21 protein-coding genes and 1 other RNA gene are annotated in these 19,238 nt (G+C 64.0%); 10 read left to right on the forward strand and 12 right to left on the reverse strand.

Going from position 1 to position 19,238, the window contains the following annotated elements:
* Positions 1-178 precede the first annotated feature (178 nt).
* The 3 genes from BWR02_RS13190 to purM form a co-directional block, all read right to left on the reverse strand.
* Complete coding sequence (locus tag BWR02_RS13190) at positions 179-559, reverse strand: cupin domain-containing protein (protein WP_201276261.1); 381 nt, start codon at positions 557-559, stop codon at positions 179-181.
* Positions 560-651: 92 nt separating this feature from the next.
* Positions 652-1,380, reverse strand: a complete 729-nt coding sequence (locus tag BWR02_RS13195) for a glycosyltransferase family 2 protein (RefSeq protein ID WP_139558267.1) — start codon at positions 1,378-1,380, stop codon at positions 652-654.
* Positions 1,381-1,430: 50 nt separating this feature from the next.
* Positions 1,431-2,477, reverse strand: coding sequence for a phosphoribosylformylglycinamidine cyclo-ligase (gene purM / locus BWR02_RS13200; RefSeq protein ID WP_139558269.1), 1,047 nt, complete (start codon positions 2,475-2,477; stop codon positions 1,431-1,433).
* A 199-nt stretch (positions 2,478-2,676) separates the two neighbouring features.
* Here purM and BWR02_RS13205 point away from each other — a divergent pair, with 199 nt between their 5' ends.
* A complete protein-coding gene (locus tag BWR02_RS13205; protein ID WP_162560141.1) occupies positions 2,677-3,705 on the forward strand; it encodes a DUF2066 domain-containing protein in 1,029 nt (342 codons plus the stop codon).
* Positions 3,693-4,256 (forward strand): CDP-alcohol phosphatidyltransferase family protein, encoded by a 564-nt coding sequence (locus tag BWR02_RS13210; RefSeq protein WP_139558273.1) that lies wholly within the window; start codon positions 3,693-3,695, stop codon positions 4,254-4,256. Before BWR02_RS13205 ends, BWR02_RS13210 begins: the two co-directional genes overlap by 13 nt.
* A 15-nt stretch (positions 4,257-4,271) precedes the next feature.
* On the opposite strand, the gene BWR02_RS13215 is transcribed toward BWR02_RS13210, so the two are convergent.
* Positions 4,272-4,892, reverse strand: coding sequence for a DUF4136 domain-containing protein (locus BWR02_RS13215; protein WP_139558275.1), 621 nt, complete (start codon positions 4,890-4,892; stop codon positions 4,272-4,274).
* Between the two features lie 115 nt (positions 4,893-5,007).
* Here BWR02_RS13215 and mtgA point away from each other — a divergent pair, with 115 nt between their 5' ends.
* Positions 5,008-5,712: a monofunctional biosynthetic peptidoglycan transglycosylase gene (mtgA, locus tag BWR02_RS13220; RefSeq protein WP_139558277.1), complete on the forward strand. Its 705-nt coding sequence runs from the start codon at positions 5,008-5,010 to the stop codon at positions 5,710-5,712.
* Between the two features lie 3 nt (positions 5,713-5,715).
* Here mtgA and BWR02_RS13225 read toward each other — a convergent pair whose 3' ends face one another.
* The 6 genes from BWR02_RS13225 to smpB form a co-directional block, all read right to left on the reverse strand.
* Positions 5,716-5,982, reverse strand: a complete 267-nt coding sequence (locus tag BWR02_RS13225; RefSeq protein WP_162560142.1) for a DUF4404 family protein — start codon at positions 5,980-5,982, stop codon at positions 5,716-5,718.
* 160 nt (positions 5,983-6,142) lie between these two features.
* Positions 6,143-6,586, reverse strand: coding sequence for a cupredoxin domain-containing protein (locus BWR02_RS13230; protein WP_139558280.1), 444 nt, complete (start codon positions 6,584-6,586; stop codon positions 6,143-6,145).
* Between the two features lie 116 nt (positions 6,587-6,702).
* Entirely contained in the window at positions 6,703-7,845 is a 1,143-nt protein-coding gene (locus BWR02_RS13235; protein ID WP_139558282.1) for a response regulator, read from the reverse strand.
* Positions 7,846-7,882: 37 nt separating this feature from the next.
* Positions 7,883-9,022 (reverse strand): AI-2E family transporter, encoded by a 1,140-nt coding sequence (locus BWR02_RS13240; RefSeq protein ID WP_236102229.1) that lies wholly within the window; start codon positions 9,020-9,022, stop codon positions 7,883-7,885.
* 5 nt (positions 9,023-9,027) lie between these two features.
* Entirely contained in the window at positions 9,028-10,236 is a 1,209-nt protein-coding gene (locus BWR02_RS13245; RefSeq protein WP_139558284.1) for a D-alanyl-D-alanine carboxypeptidase family protein, read from the reverse strand.
* A 301-nt stretch (positions 10,237-10,537) separates the two neighbouring features.
* Complete coding sequence (gene smpB / locus BWR02_RS13250) at positions 10,538-11,017, reverse strand: SsrA-binding protein SmpB (protein WP_139558286.1); 480 nt, start codon at positions 11,015-11,017, stop codon at positions 10,538-10,540.
* A gap of 122 nt (positions 11,018-11,139) precedes the next feature.
* Between smpB and BWR02_RS13255 the strand changes: the two genes are divergently transcribed.
* Both BWR02_RS13255 and BWR02_RS13260 read left to right on the forward strand, forming a co-directional pair.
* Complete coding sequence (locus BWR02_RS13255; RefSeq protein ID WP_139558288.1) at positions 11,140-12,498, forward strand: sodium-dependent transporter; 1,359 nt, start codon at positions 11,140-11,142, stop codon at positions 12,496-12,498.
* Entirely contained in the window at positions 12,498-12,788 is a 291-nt protein-coding gene (locus BWR02_RS13260; protein WP_139558290.1) for an RnfH family protein, read from the forward strand. Before BWR02_RS13255 ends, BWR02_RS13260 begins: the two co-directional genes overlap by 1 nt.
* On the opposite strand, the gene BWR02_RS13265 is transcribed toward BWR02_RS13260, so the two are convergent.
* Positions 12,785-13,195, reverse strand: a complete 411-nt coding sequence (locus tag BWR02_RS13265) for an outer membrane protein assembly factor BamE (RefSeq protein WP_162560143.1) — start codon at positions 13,193-13,195, stop codon at positions 12,785-12,787. The two genes, BWR02_RS13260 and BWR02_RS13265, sit on opposite strands and share 4 nt — an antisense overlap.
* Before the next feature lie 127 nt (positions 13,196-13,322).
* Between BWR02_RS13265 and fur the strand changes: the two genes are divergently transcribed.
* Genes fur through lolD form a run of 3 tightly spaced genes read left to right on the forward strand, consistent with a single transcriptional unit; the run spans position 13,323 to position 15,712 of the window.
* On the forward strand, positions 13,323-13,754 hold the full coding sequence (gene fur, locus BWR02_RS13270) for a ferric iron uptake transcriptional regulator (RefSeq protein WP_139558294.1): 432 nt from the start codon (positions 13,323-13,325) through the stop codon (positions 13,752-13,754).
* 43 nt (positions 13,755-13,797) lie between these two features.
* Positions 13,798-15,045, forward strand: a complete 1,248-nt coding sequence (locus BWR02_RS13275; protein ID WP_139558296.1) for a lipoprotein-releasing ABC transporter permease subunit — start codon at positions 13,798-13,800, stop codon at positions 15,043-15,045.
* A complete protein-coding gene (gene lolD, locus BWR02_RS13280) occupies positions 15,038-15,712 on the forward strand; it encodes a lipoprotein-releasing ABC transporter ATP-binding protein LolD (protein WP_129884413.1) in 675 nt (224 codons plus the stop codon). Before BWR02_RS13275 ends, lolD begins: the two co-directional genes overlap by 8 nt.
* On the opposite strand, the gene BWR02_RS13285 is transcribed toward lolD, so the two are convergent.
* A complete protein-coding gene (locus tag BWR02_RS13285) occupies positions 15,709-16,380 on the reverse strand; it encodes a DUF2062 domain-containing protein (RefSeq protein ID WP_129884412.1) in 672 nt (223 codons plus the stop codon). The two genes, lolD and BWR02_RS13285, sit on opposite strands and share 4 nt — an antisense overlap.
* A 77-nt stretch (positions 16,381-16,457) precedes the next feature.
* Here BWR02_RS13285 and BWR02_RS13290 point away from each other — a divergent pair, with 77 nt between their 5' ends.
* On the forward strand, positions 16,458-18,776 hold the full coding sequence (locus BWR02_RS13290; protein WP_139558298.1) for a DNA internalization-related competence protein ComEC/Rec2: 2,319 nt from the start codon (positions 16,458-16,460) through the stop codon (positions 18,774-18,776).
* A 107-nt stretch (positions 18,777-18,883) separates the two neighbouring features.
* Positions 18,884-19,237, forward strand: a transfer-messenger RNA (tmRNA) gene (gene ssrA, locus BWR02_RS13295).
* Position 19,238: the final 1 nt, after the last annotated feature.

Genomic DNA, 19,238 nt, shown 5'->3' on the forward strand with positions numbered 1-19,238 from the left:
CAGCCACACCGAGTTCAGGGGAATCACGGACGGGTCCGAGGGGGCAGGGATGCCTCCCCTTCCGTATCGCAGCTCTGCGATGACATAGCTAGGCCCAGCGCCTTCAACTTGACGCGCGGTGCGCGTCACTTTTTTCGCCTATTACCGTACCGCGTCGCCATCGCTGGCGCCCCAGCGGTTATTTGGGTTTGGCGAGTTCGAAGATGACCATCACGGCTTCTTCGTCCCCGACATTCTCGGCCGTCATCCATTGGCCGGACTCCCAGAAAACCTCTCCAGGGCCGTAGGTATTGATCTGCCCGCCCTCATCGATTCGGACTTTGCCCTTCACGACATAGCGCGGCCCGGGGCCTTCGTGGGTATGCAGCGGCGTCTTGAAGCCCCGCGGGAAACTCACCCGAATGACGCGGGCATTGATCGGGTTGGCCGGCAGTTCCGCCGATTTTTCCAGCAGGATTTGTCGCGGCGGCATTGTCATTTCGTCGGCCCTGCTGAGCCCCGTACTCAAGCCAGTGGCCGCGATGACGGAGAGAATGGCTTTGGTCGGCGTTGTGAGCATGTGGATCTCCATCATTGGCAGTGGTGGTAACGGCGGATGACTCCGCCCGACTAGGATGGTCGCGAGGCGAATAAGTTCCGTGGTCGTCCGGCTCAGAGCGCAGAGCGCTCCTCGACTTCGGGTACATGCGCCCGTCGCTGCAGCCACATGACGCCGCAAAGATCGATGATCCCGACCCACAGTCGATGCCACGTGCCGTATTTGGAGACGCCGCGCAGGCGAGGGCGGTGATTCACCTCGACCGAGATCACCTGTCCGCCGGCGCGCTGCACCAGTGCCGGCAGGAAGCGGTGCATGTGATCGAAATACGGGAGCCTCAGAAATACCTCCCTGGGGAAGACCTTCAGTCCGCAGCCGGTGTCCGGCGTTCGGTCGCCGAGCAGTGCGCCGCGCACGGCGTTGGCGAGCTTGGACGAGAATCGGCGCCACGGCGTATCCTGGCGCTTGGCGCGATAACCGGCAACCATCGCGAGTCCCGGCACCGCTTCGCGCGCCGTCAGGCCCACATACAGGTTCGGTATGTCGGCCGGGTCATTCTGACCATCGCCGTCCAGGGTGGCGACGATCGTCCCGCGGCTCGCGCGCACGCCCGTCGCGAGCGCCGTACTTTGACCGCAGCAGCGGCGGTGGTGCAATACGCGCAGCCGACGAAACTCACGCGACAGGGCGATCAGCCGTTCCAGGGTCCGGTCGGTACTGCCATCGTCGACGTAGACCACCTCGTAGTCGTAATGTCCTTCCAGTGCTGCGCGGATTTCGCCGATCAGCGGTTCGACGTTGTCTTCCTCGTTGTGCACGGGTACGACGACCGATAGTTCCATGGGGTGATGACCGAAAGCGATTAGGAATGATGAAAAGAGATGCGGCGGTGTCAGGCGCCGCGGCGGTAGCGGACCGGGCCGGCGCCGTCGATGATGGTGCCGAGCGCCAGCGCGGTTTCGCCGGATGCGCGCAACTCGGTGAGTGCGGTGTTCTCGTCGCCCGGCGCTACGCACAGGATCATGCCGATGCCGCAGTTGAACGTCCGCAGCATTTCGGATTCGTCGATGTTGCCCTGTTCCTGCAGCCATCGGAAGATTTCCGGTTGCTGCCAGGCCCCCAGATCGATTTCGGCGCTCATCGTCACCGGCAAGACCCGCGGCAGGTTTTCGGTGATGCCGCCGCCCGTGATATGGGCGATGGCCCGCACCGGGATCTTCGTCAGCAGGGCCAGCAGCGAGCGCACGTAAATGCGCGTCGGCGCCAGCAGCCAATCGGCGAGCGGCGTTCCGTCGAGTTCGGCGCCCAGCGAGCAGCCTGAGCGCTCGATGACCTTGCGGATCAGCGAATAGCCGTTGGAATGCGGTCCGGACGAGGCCAGCCCGATCAAACGGTCGCCGACGCGCACGTCCTGCCCCGTGATCAGACGGTCTTTTTCGGCAATGCCGACCGCGAAGCCTGCCAGATCGTAATCGCCGGGCCCGTACATACCGGGCATTTCCGCGGTCTCGCCGCCAACGAGCGCACAGCCGGCCAGTTCGCAACCGCGCGCAATGCCGGAGATGACATCCGCGGCCACGCCCACATCGAGCTTCCCGGTCGCGTAGTAGTCCAGAAAGAACAGCGGCTCCGCACCCTGGACCACGATGTCGTTGACGCACATCGCGACCAGATCGATGCCGATCTCGCTGTGCCGGCCCGTATCTATGGCGAGCTTGAGCTTGGTGCCGACGCCGTCGGTCCCGGACACCAGGACCGGTCTTCGATACCGTTCGACGGGAAGTTCGAAAAGCGACCCGAAGCCCCCCAGTCCGGCCATGACGCCGGGGATGCGAGTACGTTCGGCAAACGGCTTGATACGTTCGACCAGCGTGCTGCCGGCGTCGATGTCGACGCCGGCAGCCTTGTAGTCGAGGCGGTCGGTTTCATCACTCGTCAAGGGCGTGTTCCTGTCGTCAATCTCGGTGGGGAGCGGCAGTCGCGATGCGTTCGTCCGGTGCGATCCAGCGCCATGCCAGCTCGGGTATTCGAGCCCGGGAGGCGTGATGAACGGCCCGATTCCGCTGCGTGCGAGCCCGCGGCCACCGCCTGCGACTGTGCTATTTTACCGCTTCTTGACGCCTCACGGAGCTTTGCTGATGCCTCGCCTGACCTCGGTCGCGCTGATTCTGTTGTCGGTCGTGCGTGTTTGCGGGGCCGAGGAGTCGCCCGCTCTGTACGTAGAGACCGTGACGGTCGGCGCGCGCGACGACAGGGCACGCGCTGGGGATATTCGGCGCGCCCTGTCGCAAATACTGGAGCGGGTCATCGCTCCCGAGGATTTGCATGGCAAGGCTGCCGAGGCCGTGCTGGGGCAATCCGCGGCCTATGTCGATCAGTATGAATACCACTCGGGCGAACCGGGCGCCGCGGGAACGCTGGAAGTCCGCTTCGACCGCGAACAGGTGGACGAAGCCCTGGCGCATGCCGGTTTCGGGATCTTGGGTGACGAGCGTCCCGAACTGTTGGTCTGGCTCCGGATCATGGACGGGGCGACGCCGCGCTTCATCGGCGCGGAGGATGGCGGTGCATTGATGTCTGCGCTACAGAAGGCCGCTGCGAAGCACCGCGTGCCGGTGATACTGCCGCTACTCGACCTGACCGATCAGACCAACCTGAGTTCCGCCGACATCGACACCGTCAATCTCCCTCGGATCCGCGATGCCATCTGGCGCTACGAGACGGAGGTAGCGTTGATCGGCACGCTGGTGCCGTCGGGCGATTTCGAATGGGAATCGCGTTGGCGTTTCGTTGGGCCCGGTCAGACGGCGGAGTGGACGCAGGGGGCGATGGGCAGCGAGGAGGCGCTTGCCGGTGCCGTGGACGGCGCTTTCGGACGGCTGGTCCGGCTCTATGCCCCGGCCGGTCGCACGGGGTCCACGCTGGAGATCCGGGTCGAGGGCATCGGCTCCATGGCAGAGGGGGAAGCCTGCGGCCGCTATCTGCGCGGGTTGCCGGCGGTGCGCAGCGCCGAATGGGCGAGCGCCGATGCCAGTGCCGTGTCCTGGCGCGTGCAGGTCGGCGGCAGCGCGCAGGCCTTTCACCAATTGTTGGCCGAGAGCCGCCGCCTCCGGCTTGCCGCAGAGCCCGGTGCGGCGGGCGCCAAGGTCTACCGATGGGTCCCTTGAGCGTGCGGGACATCCCGAACCTGATCACGTTCTTCCGGATCGTGCTGGTCGGTCCCGTGATCCTGACGATGACGGCCGGACGTTTCGACTGGGCCCTGGGACTGTTCATTCTGGCTGGAGTTTCCGATGCGATCGATGGCTTTCTGGCCAAATACTTCCACTGGCAAAGCCGGCTTGGATCCTTTCTCGACCCGATCGCCGACAAGCTGCTGCTGGTCAGTTGCTATGTGACGCTGGGGCTGAAGGGGCTCGCCCCGCTCTGGCTGGTCGGCGCGATCGTGCTACGGGATCTGGTCATCGTCGCCGGTGCGATCGCCTATTACCGGCTCTCGGGCCCCTATGAGGGACGACCGCTGCTGATCAGCAAACTCAACACGCTCCTCCAGCTGAGTCTGGTCGTCGCGCTGTTGTTCGACCAGGGTCTACACGCGCTGCCGTCCTGGGGTCTGGACGCGATGATCTACGGAACGCTGTTCACGACGGTAGCCAGCGGGGCGCAGTATGTGCTGCTGTGGGGGCGGAGTTACTGGCGTCACGAAGGGCCTGCCTAGCGCTGGCCTTCGGCTTCAGCGCCCCGTCACGATAGGGGGAAAGTCTTCCAGCAACGCTGCCACGGCCTTCTGAATGCGGCGCACGCGGTTTTCCGGTGTGTCCTCGAAGCGGAGGATATCCTTGGTTTTGCCTCGCCAGAGCAGCCGTCCGTTCGCGGGGGAGACGATGTCCACCGCCAGCAGTCCTTCTTCGATCTCCCGGACGTAGGCCCCCCCGTAACCCGGGTAACCCGGATAGTACCAACCGCCCCAATACCCGTAGAACGGGCTGCCGAAGTAACCGCCGTAGCTCGGATAGAAGTAGCTGTCTTCCTGCAGCTGGCGTTGCCGCGAAAAATAGAATCCGACCAGGAAATCCGGTCGCTCCGCGACTTTTGCGTAGCCTTTCCGGGCCAACTCCGCCTCGACCGCGCCCATGATCCGCTGCTGCAACAGCGTGTCGGTGTCGATCAGGGTATCGCCGGCCTTCTGCTGGGCCTCGGGTTTCCAGCGGTAGGTTCGCAGTGTTGCGAACGGCGCGTTGGGGTCGTAGTCGACGCTGACCTTGAGGGTCGAGCACGCAGCCAGAAGCAGGCCGACGACAGCGGCGGCGATACCGACGGGGAGACGGGCTGCGGATCCGGGCGCCTGATTCATGGCAGTGTTATCCTACCGCGTCACGACATGCCGTGGGCCGCACCTGCACGCTGGCGCCGAGAACTGTCCGAACCGTTGGAACTCCAGACGCCGAATCACGGAGGGCGCCCTTCGCATGCTAGCTCGGTCAAGCTGGAAGCGGCGCTTGTCTCGGCTGCTGCTGGTCGCGTTGCTGTTGAGTCTCGGCCCTGTCGTCGAATTGCGGTGGCTGGCTCCTTCGACCAGCGCCTTCATGTTGCGGGCTGAGGCGCGGGCCGTGGCCTCGGGCCATTCTGACGCCCGGGTGCGTTATCGCTGGAGTGATCTGAACTCGATTTCGCCCCAGTTGGCACTGGCCGTGATCGCAGCCGAGGATCAGCATTTTCCCGAGCATTGGGGTTTCGATCTGGCGGCGCTGCGCAGCGCCTGGCGGCACAATCGTGCGCATGCGCGGATTCGCGGCGGTAGTACGCTCTCCCAACAGCTGGCCAAGAACCTTTTCCTGAGCCCCAGCCGCAGCTATCTTCGCAAAGGTGCGGAGGCTTACTTCACGCTGCTGCTCGAAGCGCTGTGGCCCAAGCGGCGGATCCTCGAAACCTATCTGAACATCGTCGAATTCGGCGACGGTGTGTTCGGGGCCGAGGCCGCCAGCGAGGCGTACTTCAACAAGGCATCCCGCGATCTGACGGCGAACGAAGCCGCCTTGCTGGCCGCCGTCCTGCCCAATCCACAGGTCCTGACGGTGCGCCGACCCAGCCGCTTCGTGCGGGCGCGGGCCGCCTGGATCCTGCGGCAGATGCGCCAACTCGGAGGACCCGATTATCTCCGCCGGGTGCAGTGACGTTCAGATGCCGAGATTACCCAAGGCGACCATGATGTCATTCAGAATGCCGGTCAGACGCGGGTGTTCCACTTCGAACTCGGTGATCGCATCCTTGACGTCATCCACCAGATGCAACTGGTGTTGCCCCAGCTCGGCCGACGTCAGTTGCTGCTCCAGTCGACTGACCAGTTCCTCCAGACGCTCGCCGGTGGGGCTATCCGCCTGATCCAGGTGCTCGATTTCGGCCCGCAAATCGGCCAGTGCCTGGACAATCTCTTTGTCTGTCATGTCGTCGAAAACCTCGATGTTGGCGTTATCCTCTGGGCCGGACACGGCACAGCCAGTCGGCCCGGAGGAATGTTAACCGCAGTCCCGGGGCTTGGATAGCTTGACGTCGGCTCCGGTCGGATCGGGGCTGCGGGGTCCACGGCCCGACGGGTTTGCGGTGTCACTTGAGTCCCATGCGCTCGCGAAATTTTTTCAAAAGCGGGCTCGCGGCCTTGACGGACTTGTCATCCGCGGCGAGCTTCTCGTATTCCGCAATCTTTCCGGTCAGTGCGGCCGGATCGCCGACAGCCATCACGGCGCCCATGCGCCCGCCCCAATGGGTCGGGCAGCGGAAGACGTACAGCCCCTCGCGCTCCACCAGATAGTCATGGTCTGCATTCAAGGTCGAGCGCAGTTCGGGCGCGCCTTCCGGCCACATACCCGGCACGCTCTCGACGGAGTGCGCGGACATGCTGCGGAACGCGATGATGTCACCGACATTCGCCCGGAAGACGTCGGGAACGAACTTGATCCCCTGCGCCTTGACCATGATGGTCTCCGCGCCCGCGGCTTCCGCCGCCAAGGCAGCTGCGAGCAACACCAATGTCCTGAATGCGGTCAGCATGGCTTGAATCCCCGTCTTTCGCCATTGCGTGGCGCGCCGGCGGCGGTGTTGAAAAGGTTAAGCGCCGTGGCGGCGGATCGCCAGGATCGGCACACGAGGCGGCTCGCGTGGGTCCGTCACGCGCCGCTGCCGTTGAGTCCGAGATCGCGGATCCCGCGGTCGTCCGTTGGTGCGGGGTCGGCAAAGCGCTGCGCGATGCCGTTCAGTTCATCGAACAGGAGGTCGAAGGCCTCCGTGATGTCGGGATCGAACTGGCGGCCGCTCTCGCACACGATCATTCGCCGCACTTCGTCCGGCGGAATCGGCTGTTTGTAAGAGCGACGGCACATCAGGGCGTCGAACACGTCGGCGACGGCCATCAGGCGGGCCGAAATGGGGATGTTTTCTCCCGCGAGTGCGTCCGGATACCCCGAACCATCCCAGCGTTCGTGGTGACTCCGGGTAATCTCCTTGGCCAGCGCCAGGAACTCCACCGGGTTCTCGGCATCCTGCTCGGCGTGCGCGAGCGCATCGCAGCCAAGGTAGGTATGCGTCTTCATGATTTCCCATTCGGCCGGCGTCAGTGGGCCTTCCTTCAGCAGAATGTGATCGGGAATGCCGACCTTTCCGATATCGTGCAAGGGCGCCGACTTGACCATCAGGTCTATGGTGCGGTCGCTGAGGAACTGCTGGAACTTCGGATGAAACCGGAGTTGCCGGGCCAGGGCCCGCATGTAGGCCTGCGTCCGCCGCAGGTGGTTGCCGGTTTCCTTGTCGCGGGTTTCGGCCAGTCGCGCGAGGGCATGGATGCTGACATCCTGGATCAGGTGGTTTTCGCCCATCCGACGCTCGACTTCCAGTTCGAGCGACTGCTTTTGTGCCTCAAGTCGGTCGCGGGCCTGCTTCAGCTCGATATGCGTCCGGACCCTGGCCAGCACGATCGCCGGCTTCAGCGGCTTCGTCAGGTAGTCGACCGCCCCCAGGTCGAGACCGGATTCTTCGTCCTCCATGCTGTCGAGCGCCGTGACGAACATGACCGGTATGTCGCGTGTCGCCGCATCGCTGCGCAGGCGCTCGAGCACGGCATAGCCGTCCATTTCGGGCATCATCACGTCGAGCAGGATCAGATCGGGAGCCGGGGCCGAGGCGGCGATCCGCAACGCGTTCGCCCCGTTGGTGGCGGCGCGGACGAGGTAGCGCGGTTGCAGCAGCGCACCGAGAACGCTGAGGTTCTCGGGCACGTCGTCGACGATGAGCACGACCGGCGGCTGAGCATTCATACGGGTTAGTCGCCGAAGGTGGAAGTTGTCCCGGCCATCAGTCGCTGGTCTCTGCCGGATCCTGCGCTGGCGGGATCCGAGGTCTGCCGTAGAACGCACTGTCCTTGTAGAGTTCGTGCACGTGCCGCAGCAGCACCATCACGACGGAAGCGATCGGTAGCGCCAGCAGTACGCCAAGAAAGCCAAACAGCTGACCGCCGGCAAGGACCGAGAAGATCACGGCAACGGGATGGAGGCCCACGCGCTCGCCCACCAGCAAGGGCGTCAGCAGCATCCCTTCGGCTGCCTGCCCGACGCCGAACACTGCGAGCACCGGCAGCAGCGAGGATGCGTCCCCGAATTGCACGAGTGCCGCGATCGAAGCCGCCGCGATTCCCACCAGTGTTCCGGCGTAGGGGATGAAGCTGACCATGCCGGCCAGCAGACCGATCAGGAACGCGAGATCGAGCCCGACCAGCCACAGCCCCGTCGCGTAGATGATGCCCAGTGCCAGCATCACGGTGAGCTGTCCGCGCATGAAAGCGCTCAGGACGGCATCGGCTTCCGTGACGAGCTTGCCCGCCGTTGCGGCATACCGCTGCGGCATGAGCCGGTGCAGGTGGGCGACCAGCGTGTCCCAGTCCCGTAACAGGTAGAAGGTCACCACGGGAATCAGGACCAGATTCGCAAGCCACCCGACGACTGCCAGGCCCGATCGGCTCAGCGAGCGGAGGACATAGCTGGCGGTGCCGCCCGCCGAGTCCCAATGCCGGCTCAACAACGCGGTGATGTCCTCCAGGTTGCGCAGCGGGATGTCGATCCCGAATTCCATGTGCAGCCAAGGTATGACGCGCGTCTTGATCCAGCGCAGGAGTTGCGGCAGGTTGTCGAAGAAACGGTCGAGCTGCGCTTCGAGTGCCGGCACCAGCAGGAACAGAAACAGGCCTATGGCCACCGATAGCAGCAGGAATACGATGATCACGGCTGCCGTGCGCGGCAGCCGGAGTCGCTCCAGTCGATCGGCGATCGGGTCGCTCAGATAGGCGAGCGCAGCGCCGGTCACGAAGGGCGTCAGTATCGGCACCAACAGGTAGATCAGCCAGCCCAGGCCGGCCGCTGCGGCAAGGATCAACCACGGAAACGCCGCGCGCGGCGCCGCGGGGACCGATTCGCCGGGACGCATGCCGGTATCGTTCATCCGGGTCAGCCGCTGGCAGGGGTCAAGGCGCAGACGATGCCGTTGCGCTTGAGGACCTGGCACGTCTGCTCGGCCGCGTTGCGGCTCATACCGCTGAGGTAAGCCGTGTAGAGCATGCGCCCGCCGCTGCGACGGCTTCGAATGTTGATGCGGGCCTGTCGGTAAGTCCCCGGGGCGTATTTCCGTACCTTGTTCAACTGCAACTCGGCGGCCTCCTCCTGCGGGAACTCACCCAGGCGGATCTGCCAGTCCTGCGCCTTGCGCGTGTCGTTCGCGGCGCGGGGACGGCGTTCGAGCAACTCCTCGGCCGCGGGATATCGCTCGAGCAATGCCGACCGCGTTTCCTCCGGCCGCCGCAGCACCGAGGCCGCCGGGGAGAAAGCCTCGAGCGTTGCCAGGTACTGCCGGGCCGGCAGCCCGTCGAGCTGCGCGAAGCCGTCGTCCAGCAACTCCGCCATGTGGTCGTCGCGCTTGCGGGCGCTGGGGCCACCGAACACCACCCCAATCAGGCGATGTCCATCGCGCCGCGCTGACGCGACGAGATTGAAGCCGGAGGAGTTGATGAAGCCGGTCTTGATTCCGTCCAGGCCGTAATACCGCTCCATCAGGTGATTGTGGTTGTCGAAAGAACGGCCGCGGAAGTCAAAGTAGCGCGTTGAAAAATAACGGTAATGCTGCGGAAATTCCTTGATCAAGGCCTTCCCGAGCCGCCACATGTCCCAGGCAGTCGTCACTTGCTGTGGGTCGGGTAATCCCGATGCATTGCGGAAGACGGTGTTGCGCATGCCGAGCTGGTGAGCCTTGCGCGTCATGATGCTGGCAAAGGCCTCTTCCGAGCCGGCCAGGCCTTCGGCGATGGCGCTCGCGGCGTCATTGGCCGATTGGGTTACCAGCGCCAGGATGCCCTGTTCGACGGTGATCGATTCGCCGACCTTGAGCCCAAGTTTTGACGGCGGACGCGAGGTGCAGTGGCGCGAAGCCCACAACTGGTCGTTCAGCGCGATTTTTCCGCGCGAGAGTGCATCGAACACCATGTAGAGCGTCATCATCTTCGTCAATGACGCCGGGTGACGCAGTTCGTGCGGCTCCTCCTGATAGAGGACCCGCTCCGATTCCACCTCCGCGACCAGGGCCGAATAGGCTCTCGCCCGTGCGTCGTTCGCCGCGAGCAGGCACAGGAGGGTCGCCAAGAACAGGCCAGTCAGTTTGCGCATGGCCGGGGTCAACGAAAAGTCAGGAGTTTCCACGGGTTAATGAATGGGGCAGTCGACCAGACCAGGCCTCTTGGCGAGTCCGTCGTGCAGTCGATGATGGAATGAGGGTTTCCCGGGCGAAAGCCCCGGGCACGGAGTTTCGTGGGCGCAACGCCCGGCAGGCAAGTCAATGGCGAGAAAGCCGAAACCGATGGTTCGCCAGGTATGCACTGCTGATTGGGCTCGTAGGGGTCGAAGTTGACCTGGTTTCCGCGGGACCGGTTCGCCGGGGAGCACGGGTAGGGCGAGGTGGCCCTCCGGCTCATCGCTGTTTCATGACACGCTGCTTTTCGCGCGCCCAATCCCGATCTTTCTCGGAGGCCCGCTTGTCATGCAGTTTCTTGCCTTTGGCGAGACCTATTTCGAGCTTGGCACGGCCCTTGGACCAGTATAAAGCCAATGGGATCAAAGTGTATCCCTTGCGCTCCACGTTGCCGATCAGTCGGTTGAGTTCGTGCTTGTGCAGCAGCAGTTTCCGGGTCCGCGTCGGGTCAGGATCGATATGCGTGGAGGCCGAGGTCAGCGGCGAGATATGTGCGCCGAGCAGCCATGCTTCACCGTTCTTCAGCGTCACGTAGGCTTCCTTGAGCTGCGCGCGACCGGCGCGAAGGCTCTTCACCTCCCAACCCTCCAGGGCCAGGCCGGCCTCGAAGCGTTCTTCAATGAAAAATTCGTGGGTGGCCTGGCGATTGACGGCAATCGAAGGATTGGCTTTGGCTTTGTCGTTGGAGGGTTTGCCCATCGTGGAACAGTCGGAATGCGTTTTGGTATTCTTGGCAGTCATTTTACTGCCTGGCGCGTCATCGGTGCGGGTCCTCTCGACCCGGCCCCGGCGCGGGCGTTTTTCGCACGACGGAAACTCTCATGACAGATGCTCGGCGGGTGCACACCCAATGGTCCTCGCGGATGGCCTTCATACTGGCGGCCAGCGGCTCGGCGATCGGTCTCGGGAACATCTGGAAGTTTCCGTACCTGACCGGGGACAACGGCGGCGGAGCCTTCGTGCTGGTGTACCTGCTGTGCGTCGCGGCCCTTGGCGTGCCGATCATGATGGCGGAGACCATGCTCGGCCGGCGTGGCCGGCAGAGTCCGATCAATACGATGCTGGCGCTCGCGGATGAGGCGAAGGCGAGTCCATTGTGGCACTACGTGGGTTGGGTGGGCGTGCTGGCCGGCTTTTTGATTCTGTCGTACTACAGCGTCATCGCGGGCTGGGCGATGGCTTACATCCCCAAGATGAGCAGCGGCATGTTCAGCCACAGCGACGCCGCGAAGGCCGGCGAGGTGTTCCGCGAACTCCAGGGCTCGTCGCAGCTGCAGTTCATCTGGCACACGCTGTTCATGACCGCAACGATGGCGATCGTCAGCATGGGCGTCAGCGCCGGGCTGGAGAAGTGGACGCGCTATCTGATGCCCTTGCTGTTCGTGATGCTGATCCTGCTCGACGGCTATGCGATGACCACCGGCGGTTTCGGTCAGGGTATAGCCTTCCTGTTCAAGCCGGACTTCTCGCGCCTCGGCGGGGAAGGCGTCCTGGCGGCGATGGGGCAAGCCTTCTTCTCATTGGGGCTGGGCATGGGCGCGATCATGGTTTACGGCTCCTATCTGCCATCCCACGTGTCCATCGCACGGGCTTCGCTGTTCGTTGCCGCGGCCGACACAATCGTCGCGCTGCTGGCCGGTGTCGCCATTTTTCCCATCGTGTTCGCGAACCACCTGGCACCGACGATGGGCGAGGGCCTGATCTTTCAGACCTTGCCCGTCGCCTTCGGACAGATGCCGGCTGGCGCGACGGTCGGCGCTTTGTTCTTCCTGCTGATGTTCTTCGCGGCGATCACTTCGTCGATCGCGCTGATCGAGCCGGCCGTCGCGTGGCTGTCTGAGAACCGCGGCATGAGCCGGTCCGCCGCCGCTTTCTGGAGTGGTGCCGCGTGCTGGCTGATCGGTCTGGGTACGATCTTTTCGTTCAACGACTGGGCCGGTTACACCTGGTTCGGCAAGAATTTCTTTGAGTTGATCGACTTCCTGACTTCCGACCTGATGCTGCCGGTCGGTGGCGTGCTGGTCGCGGTATTCGCGGGCTGGATCATGCGGCCGGCCGACAGCGAGGCCGAACTGGAGATGGGCGCGGGCTCGGGTTATCGCGTCTGGCAGTTCCTGATCCGCTACATTGCACCGGCTGGCGTCGGTCTCGTGTTCCTGCGCGCGGTCGGCGTCATCTGATGACCGGGGCGACGCGGGTCGAGGTCTGTTACGCCACCCCCGAAAGGCAGTTCCTTATTCCGGTAGAGGTCGTTGCGGGAAGCACGATCGAACAGGCGATCCGGCAATCGGGCCTGCTGGAGCGTTGCCCGGAGATCTCGCTGAGCGACAACAAGGTCGGGATCTTCGGCAAGCTGGCCGAGTTGGCGCATGTCGTCCAATCGGGAGACCGCATCGAGATCTACCGGCCGCTGCGCGCCGCGCCGCAGGATTTGCGCCGCAAGCGCGCCCGGGCGCAGCGGCAGCGCTAGTCGTCCAGGTCGCCGACGTCGAACAATCCGGTGATTTTCTGCCAGATGGTCTGGTCGCGTTCGATCTTGGGGATGTAGATCGTCGAGTCTTTGGTGGCGTTGGCTTCCACCATCGCCCCGGGTCGAAAATCACCTTCCAACTGAATCAACTGGTCGCGCTCGAATACCAGTGTGACCCGCCGCTCCTCGCGCTTGCCGCCATTCGGCTCGGTCGAATAGATGTAATCCCACCGATTGTCGTGGAGCGGATCGGTCAGCAGCGGGCTGCCGAGCAGGTAGGTGACCTGACGGCGGTTCATGCCCGGCCGCAACTGGTTGACCATGTCCTGCGAGACGATGTTGCCCTGGTTGATGTCGGGGCGGTTGACCAGTGGGATGCGGTCCAGGGAGCAGCTAGCAAGCAACACTGTGAACACACACAGCAACTTAAATGGGCGAGCCGTCGGCATGGTATGATGAATGGACTCAAATCACAGGCGCGCGGACGGTGACGCACCGGTTCGCACGGTAGTCAGCGTTCCGAGAAGGTTCGAAGTGGAAACCCAAGACATTCGAAATGCCGGGCTGAAGGTCACACTGCCGCGGATCAAGATCCTGGAACTGCTCGAGAAGAGAAGTGACGCAGAGCGGCACCTGACGGCCGAAGAAGTATACAAGTTTATGTTGTCGCAGGGCGAAGAAATCGGGCTGGCAACAGTTTACCGTGTGCTGACCCAGTTCGAAGCCGCGGGCCTGGTCAAGCGTCACCATTTCGAGGGCGGTAACTCCGTCTTCGAACTGAACCGCGGCGATCACCACGACCACCTGGTCTGCGTCCGGTGCGGTCAGGTGCAGGAATTCGCGGATCCGGTCATCGAAGAACGCCAGCGGGAAATCGCGACGCAACTCAATTTTCAACTCACCGAGCACTCGCTGTGCCTCTACGGCATCTGCGCCCGGTGTCAGGAGGCGCCGCCGGAAGACTAGTCTTTCCGGCCCGGCGCCCGCAAGGAACGGCCCCCTCTCGTCCATGTTCAGACCCCTGATCCTGTTTATCGGGCTGCGCTACACGCGCGCCAAACGACGCACGCGCTTCATTTCGTTCATTACGCTGACGTCGGTCCTCGGCATCGCGCTGGGCGTCACGGCCCTGATCACCGTGCTGTCGGTCATGAACGGCTTCGAGGCCGAACTGCGGGAGCGCATCCTCGGCATGACCTCGCACGCGTCGATCAGCGGCGATCAGGGGCAGCTAGCCGACTGGCCCGTGCTGGAGCCGGTGCTGAAGACCGAGCCGCACATCGAGGGTTGGGCGCCCTACACCGAGGGCCAGGCGATGATCAACTTCGACCGGCGCGTCAGCGGGGTCATGTTGCGCGGCATACTGGCCGATTACGAGCCGCGGGTGTCCGAGGTGACCAGCCATATGGTCGATGGCCGGCTGAGCGACCTGAAGCCCGGCGAGTTCGGCATCATCCTCGGACTCGAACTGGCTCACTATCTCGGTGTCGGCACCGGCGACAAGATCACCGTCATCACGCCGCAAGTCACTGCGACCCCGGCCGGCATCCTGCCGCGGCTGAAGCGCTTCACCGTGGTCGGGACGTTCCAGGTCGGCATGTACGAATACGACCGCAATCTGGCGCTGATCGATCTGCAGGACGCCGGCCGGCTGTTCCAGATGGAAGGCAACGTATCGGGTCTGCGGCTCCGACTGGATGACGTCTTTCTGGCGCAGCGACTGGTGCGCGACCTGGGTCCGAAGCTGAACGGCAACTACTACATCTCGGACTGGACGCAGGCGCACAGCAACTTCTTCCGGGCGATCCAGACCGAAAAACGCGTGATGTTCATCATCCTGCTGCTGATCGTCGCGGTGGCCGCGTTCAATATCGTCTCGACGCTGGTGATGGTGGTTACCGACAAGAAGGCCGATATTGCGATTCTGCGAACGCAGGGTATGACGCCGCTGTCGGTGATGGGCATATTCATCGTGCTGGGTACCATCATCGGTGCGGCGGGCGCCTTGCTCGGCGGTATCGGTGGCGTGTTGCTCGCGCTGAACGTCGAGACGATCGTGCCGGCCATCGAGCGCCTGTTCGGCGTGCATTTCCTGTCGGCCGACGTGTATTACATCAGCGACCTGCCATCGAAGCTGCTGTGGAGCGATGTCGCACAGATCACCGCGATGGCTTTCGCGCTGTCGCTGCTCGCGACGATTTATCCGGCCTGGCAGGCGTCGCGCATCCGGCCGGCCGAGGAGCTGCGTTATGAGTGAGGCCGTGCTGGAGTGCCGCGATGTGCACAAGCGTTTCGAACAGGGCAATCTCAACGTCGATGTGCTGCAGGGCGTGAGTCTGCGCATCGAGCGCGGCCAGCGTGCCGCGATCATGGGCGCGTCCGGTTCGGGCAAGAGCACGCTGCTGCACCTGTTGGGCGGACTGGATGCGCCGAGCAGCGGCCAGATCGTGCTCGATGGCGAGGATTTGTCGACCCTCAGTGAGCCCCGCATCGCTGCGCTGCGCAATCGCGCGCTCGGTTTCGTCTACCAGTTCCATCACTTGCTGGGCGAGTTCACCCTGCTGGAAAACGTCGCGATGCCGTTGCTGATCGGCGGTGTCGGTCTGGGAGAGGCGCGCGAGCGTTCAGCCCGGATACTCGAACGCGTGGGACTTGCGCAGCGCGTCGAGCACAAGCCGGGTGAACTGTCAGGCGGGGAGCGGCAGCGCGCGGCCGTGGCGCGGGCCTTGGTCACGCGTCCGAAATGCGTGCTGGCGGATGAGCCGACCGGCAATCTCGACCGCAAGACGGCCGAGCGCGTCTATGAATTGATGCTGGAATTGAACGCCGAATACCAGGTCAGTTTCCTGGTCGTCACGCACGATCCCGCTTTAGCCAAGCGGATGGATCACACCTTCCAGTTGGAAGACGGCCGCATCGTCTAGGCGGAACCCGTTTTCCGGCTGCGGGCCGCGGCGGACTGCTCGCTTGCCGCCGCGGCGGCATGTCTGGCCTCGAGTTCGGCATGATGTTCGAGATGGCGGAGCAGCTTGGCATAAGAGGCCGGAGTTTCCCGCGTCAGCAACAGCGTGCTCAGACCGGTGCGCCGGACTTTGCGGAGTTCCCACTGGTGGAGCACCGACTTCCGCCACAGGTAGCGGATGCCGAAATACCCCAGCACGCCGAAGACATTCATCAGCGTGAAGCAGCCGACCAGGAACGGTGCGCCCAGATCCCAGACCTTGTCGATCGTGAAGGATTGGGTAAAGTCGCTGAAGCCGAACGAGGGCTGTCCCATGACCAGCGTGCCGACCCAGTACGCGACGTAGTACAGCGGCCCCCAGGTCAGCGGATTCGTGATCCAGACCAGGGCTACTGCGATCGGCAGGTTGGCGTCGAAGTAGATTGCCAGGGCGGCGGCGATGATTTGCTGCCACGGCAGCGGCGGGGTCCACATCGCCCACAGGCCTACGCCGAAAGCGCGCGATACCGAGCGCCGATTCAAATGCCACAGGTTGGGTCGGTGCAGTTTTTCCCCGAGGAACCGCAGGGCCTTGATTTCGGTAACCTTGTGCGGATCGGGCAGGTACCGCTTGAGAAACGACTTCGGCATGGCAGGCAGTCGGTGAAATTCGGGCGAGCGTTGTTTATTCTTCAGCGGGCGCCATTCTACGATTCCGAAACCGAAAGTTGAATGAAATTTTTCCCAGGGAGTCGGCGCCAACAGCGCGTGTAATGCTGGCCTTCGTGGCGGGTGTCGCCGCGATCCAGTGGCTGCCGTCACTGCCGCCTTCCGTGGCGCTCGTCCCTGCTGTCGCCGGCCTCGTCGGGCTCGTTCGCTACCGATGGCACGTGCTTGCCGCTGTGCTGGCCGGCCTGATTTGGGCCATGGCGCTGGCTTACCTGCGCGTCGCCGACGAATTGCCCCGTGCGCTGGAGCAATCCGAACTGCGACTCGAAGGGACGGTGGCCTCGGTGCCCGAAGTGCGCGAGGGCGAAACCCGCTTCCTGTTCGAGATCGATGCGGTGCGGGCTCCGGAGGGTGCCCGGGTGCCCGGCCAGGTCCGCCTCACCTGGTACCGGTCCGCGGTCACCCTCAAGGCGGGCGAGCGGTGGCGCTTTGCGGTCAAGCTGAAGCGACCGCATGGCATGCTTAACCCGGGCGGTATGGATTATGAGTTATGGCTGTTCGCGCATCGCATAGGCGCGACTGGCTACGTGCGGGAGAGCGACGAGAACCAGCGGCTGGCCCCGCGGCCGGACCTGTTCGGTTTCCAGCGCTGGCGGCAGGCGCTCAGCGATGCGCTGGAGCCGGTGCTGCGGGAAGCGCGTTTCGGTGGCATTCTGAAAGCCCTGGTGTTCGGTGATGAGTCCGACATCACGCCGGAGCAGTGGGACGTGCTGCGCAAGACCGGGACGGCCCATCTCGTGGCCATCTCCGGGTCGCACATCGCGCTGATCGCTGGCTGGTGCTTCGCGCTGGCACTCAAGCTGGCCGCCGTGGCGCAGGTCTCGCGTTGGGCCCCGATGACGGTCGCCGCATGGGCCGGTTTCGCCGGTGCACTCGCCTACTCCGGCCTCGCCGATTTCGCAATCCCGACGCGTCGGGCTCTGGTGATGATCGCGGTCATCATGGCCGCAGTCGTATTGAAACGTCCCGTCCGTCCGTTTCACCTGCTGCTGCTGGCGGGTTTCGCGGTCGTCTCGGTCGATCCGCTGGCCCTGTTGGCGGCCGGTTTCTGGCTGTCGTTCGTCGCGGTTGCAGCGATTCTATGGGTGGCCGCCCATCGACTCCGCCCACCCCGCCCGCTGAGGGGCCTGTGGCAGATCAACTGGGCCACGGCGCTGGCATTGGCGCCGCTGCTGCTGCTGTTTTTCCGCCAGATTCCATTGTTGTCGCCGCTGGCCAATCTGATCGCGGTGCCCTTGTTCGGCATCGCGCTGATTCCGTTGTGCCTGCTGGGCGCGGCGATGCTTTCCATCCATACACCGCTCGGCGGAAGCCTGTTCGGACTGGCCGACGAGTTGCTCGCGCACTTCTGGAAGCTGTTGGACGCGATGGCCGGCCTCCCGTTCGCACAGTGGATACAGTCCCAGCCGCCGCTTTGGGCGACTGCGCTGGCCCTGGGAGGTGCGCTGATTCTCCTCGCTCCCCGCGGGTTGCCGGCGCGCTGGCTGGGCGGCGTGCTGTTCGCCCCGGCGCTGACCTGGCAGCCGACTGCGCCAGCGCCCGGTCAGGCCGTGCTGACCCTGCTCGACGTCGGGCAGGGTCTCGCCACCGTGGTTCGCACGCACCGGCACACGCTCGTCTTCGATACCGGTGCGCGCCTCAGCGACCGTTTCGATATCGGCTCCGCCGTGCTCTGGCCATTTCTGACCGATCAGGGCGTCACCCGGGTCGACACCCTGGTGATCAGCCATGCGGACATCGACCACATGGGCGGGGCGGAGTCGCTCGCACGGCTGATGCCGGTCGGCCTTGCCTACGGCAGTGCGCCGGAGCGGCTGCCGTCGTCCCGGCCGCTGCCTTGTGCCGAGGGTCAGGACTGGACCTGGGACGGCGTGCATTTCGAATTCCTGTGGCCGGCGGGCAGCTACCGGGGCAGTGAGAACGACCGTTCCTGCGTGCTGAGAGTCACCGCGGGTCCGCACCGGGCCTTGCTGACCGGTGACATCGAGGCACTGGCCGAGGTCCAACTCGTGGAGCGCTACGGCGAGCGCCTCGACGCCGACGTGCTGATTGCACCGCACCACGGCAGCGATTCCTCGTCGACCCGGCCCTTCCTGCAGCGGGTGTCGCCGGCCTACGTGCTGGTGTCGGCGGGTTACCGGAACCGTTTCGGCTTTCCGGCGTCGAAGGTGCTGAAGCGTTACGAAGAGGTGTCGGCTCAGGTGTCGAACACGGCCGAACTCGGTGCGCTCAGGTTCGAATTGGGCACCGGTTCCGGTGTGCAAGCTCCAGTGGGTTATCGATCGACTTACCACCGTTACTGGAGTTGGCGGCCGTAGGGATGGATTTGCCGTGAGTGGTCGGCCCGCGCGGTGAAGGTTCGAGATCGGGTCGAAGCGAGCTTCAATTCCGGCACAAAATGTGACACACTTCTCAGCGATCCAATGGGGGCGACTTGGCTTCGACGGGAGTCGCAAAACCTGAGGTGCATGCCGAGGGGCAGAGGACCTCGTAAATCCAACTGCAACAAAATAGACGCAAACGACGACGTTTACGCCCTGGCCGCTTAAGGCCAGCCTTCGGTCCGCAGCCAGCTCATAGGCGGCGGGTTCCGGGGGTAACACAAATATGAGATAGCGAGAGGGTCTGTCCGAGGCCTGATCGCGAAACACTTAGGACTCGCCGTCCGCTCTCCCTGCCACTCGGGTGGCGCACGGTTAAATTAATAGAGCTGGATAAGCATGTAGAGCCGAGGGCGGAGGGCTTTCGGACGCGGGTTCAATTCCCGCCGCCTCCACCAA

This window comes from Methylotetracoccus oryzae (genome assembly GCF_006175985.1).
Classification (GTDB): domain Bacteria; phylum Pseudomonadota; class Gammaproteobacteria; order Methylococcales; family Methylococcaceae; genus Methylotetracoccus; species Methylotetracoccus oryzae.

What these genes read in the sequence shown, in the direction of transcription:
- BWR02_RS13190 (WP_201276261.1), bottom strand. Translation starts at nt 559, where the DNA reads ATGCTCACAACGCCGACCAAAGCCATTCTCTCCGTCATCGCGGCCACT.
- BWR02_RS13195 (WP_139558267.1), bottom strand. Translation starts at nt 1,380, where the DNA reads ATGGAACTATCGGTCGTCGTACCCGTGCACAACGAGGAAGACAACGTC.
- BWR02_RS13205 (WP_162560141.1), top strand. Translation starts at nt 2,677, where the DNA reads ATGCCTCGCCTGACCTCGGTCGCGCTGATTCTGTTGTCGGTCGTGCGT.
- BWR02_RS13210 (WP_139558273.1), top strand. Translation starts at nt 3,693, where the DNA reads ATGGGTCCCTTGAGCGTGCGGGACATCCCGAACCTGATCACGTTCTTC.
- BWR02_RS13215 (WP_139558275.1), bottom strand. Translation starts at nt 4,892, where the DNA reads ATGAATCAGGCGCCCGGATCCGCAGCCCGTCTCCCCGTCGGTATCGCC.
- mtgA (WP_139558277.1), top strand. Translation starts at nt 5,008, where the DNA reads ATGCTAGCTCGGTCAAGCTGGAAGCGGCGCTTGTCTCGGCTGCTGCTG.
- BWR02_RS13225 (WP_162560142.1), bottom strand. Translation starts at nt 5,982, where the DNA reads ATGACAGACAAAGAGATTGTCCAGGCACTGGCCGATTTGCGGGCCGAA.
- BWR02_RS13230 (WP_139558280.1), bottom strand. Translation starts at nt 6,586, where the DNA reads ATGCTGACCGCATTCAGGACATTGGTGTTGCTCGCAGCTGCCTTGGCG.
- BWR02_RS13235 (WP_139558282.1), bottom strand. Translation starts at nt 7,845, where the DNA reads ATGAATGCTCAGCCGCCGGTCGTGCTCATCGTCGACGACGTGCCCGAG.
- BWR02_RS13240 (WP_236102229.1), bottom strand. Translation starts at nt 9,022, where the DNA reads ATGAACGATACCGGCATGCGTCCCGGCGAATCGGTCCCCGCGGCGCCG.
- BWR02_RS13245 (WP_139558284.1), bottom strand. Translation starts at nt 10,236, where the DNA reads ATGCGCAAACTGACTGGCCTGTTCTTGGCGACCCTCCTGTGCCTGCTC.
- smpB (WP_139558286.1), bottom strand. Translation starts at nt 11,017, where the DNA reads ATGGGCAAACCCTCCAACGACAAAGCCAAAGCCAATCCTTCGATTGCC.
- BWR02_RS13255 (WP_139558288.1), top strand. Translation starts at nt 11,140, where the DNA reads ATGACAGATGCTCGGCGGGTGCACACCCAATGGTCCTCGCGGATGGCC.
- BWR02_RS13260 (WP_139558290.1), top strand. Translation starts at nt 12,498, where the DNA reads ATGACCGGGGCGACGCGGGTCGAGGTCTGTTACGCCACCCCCGAAAGG.
- BWR02_RS13275 (WP_139558296.1), top strand. Translation starts at nt 13,798, where the DNA reads ATGTTCAGACCCCTGATCCTGTTTATCGGGCTGCGCTACACGCGCGCC.
- lolD (WP_129884413.1), top strand. Translation starts at nt 15,038, where the DNA reads ATGAGTGAGGCCGTGCTGGAGTGCCGCGATGTGCACAAGCGTTTCGAA.
- BWR02_RS13285 (WP_129884412.1), bottom strand. Translation starts at nt 16,380, where the DNA reads ATGCCGAAGTCGTTTCTCAAGCGGTACCTGCCCGATCCGCACAAGGTT.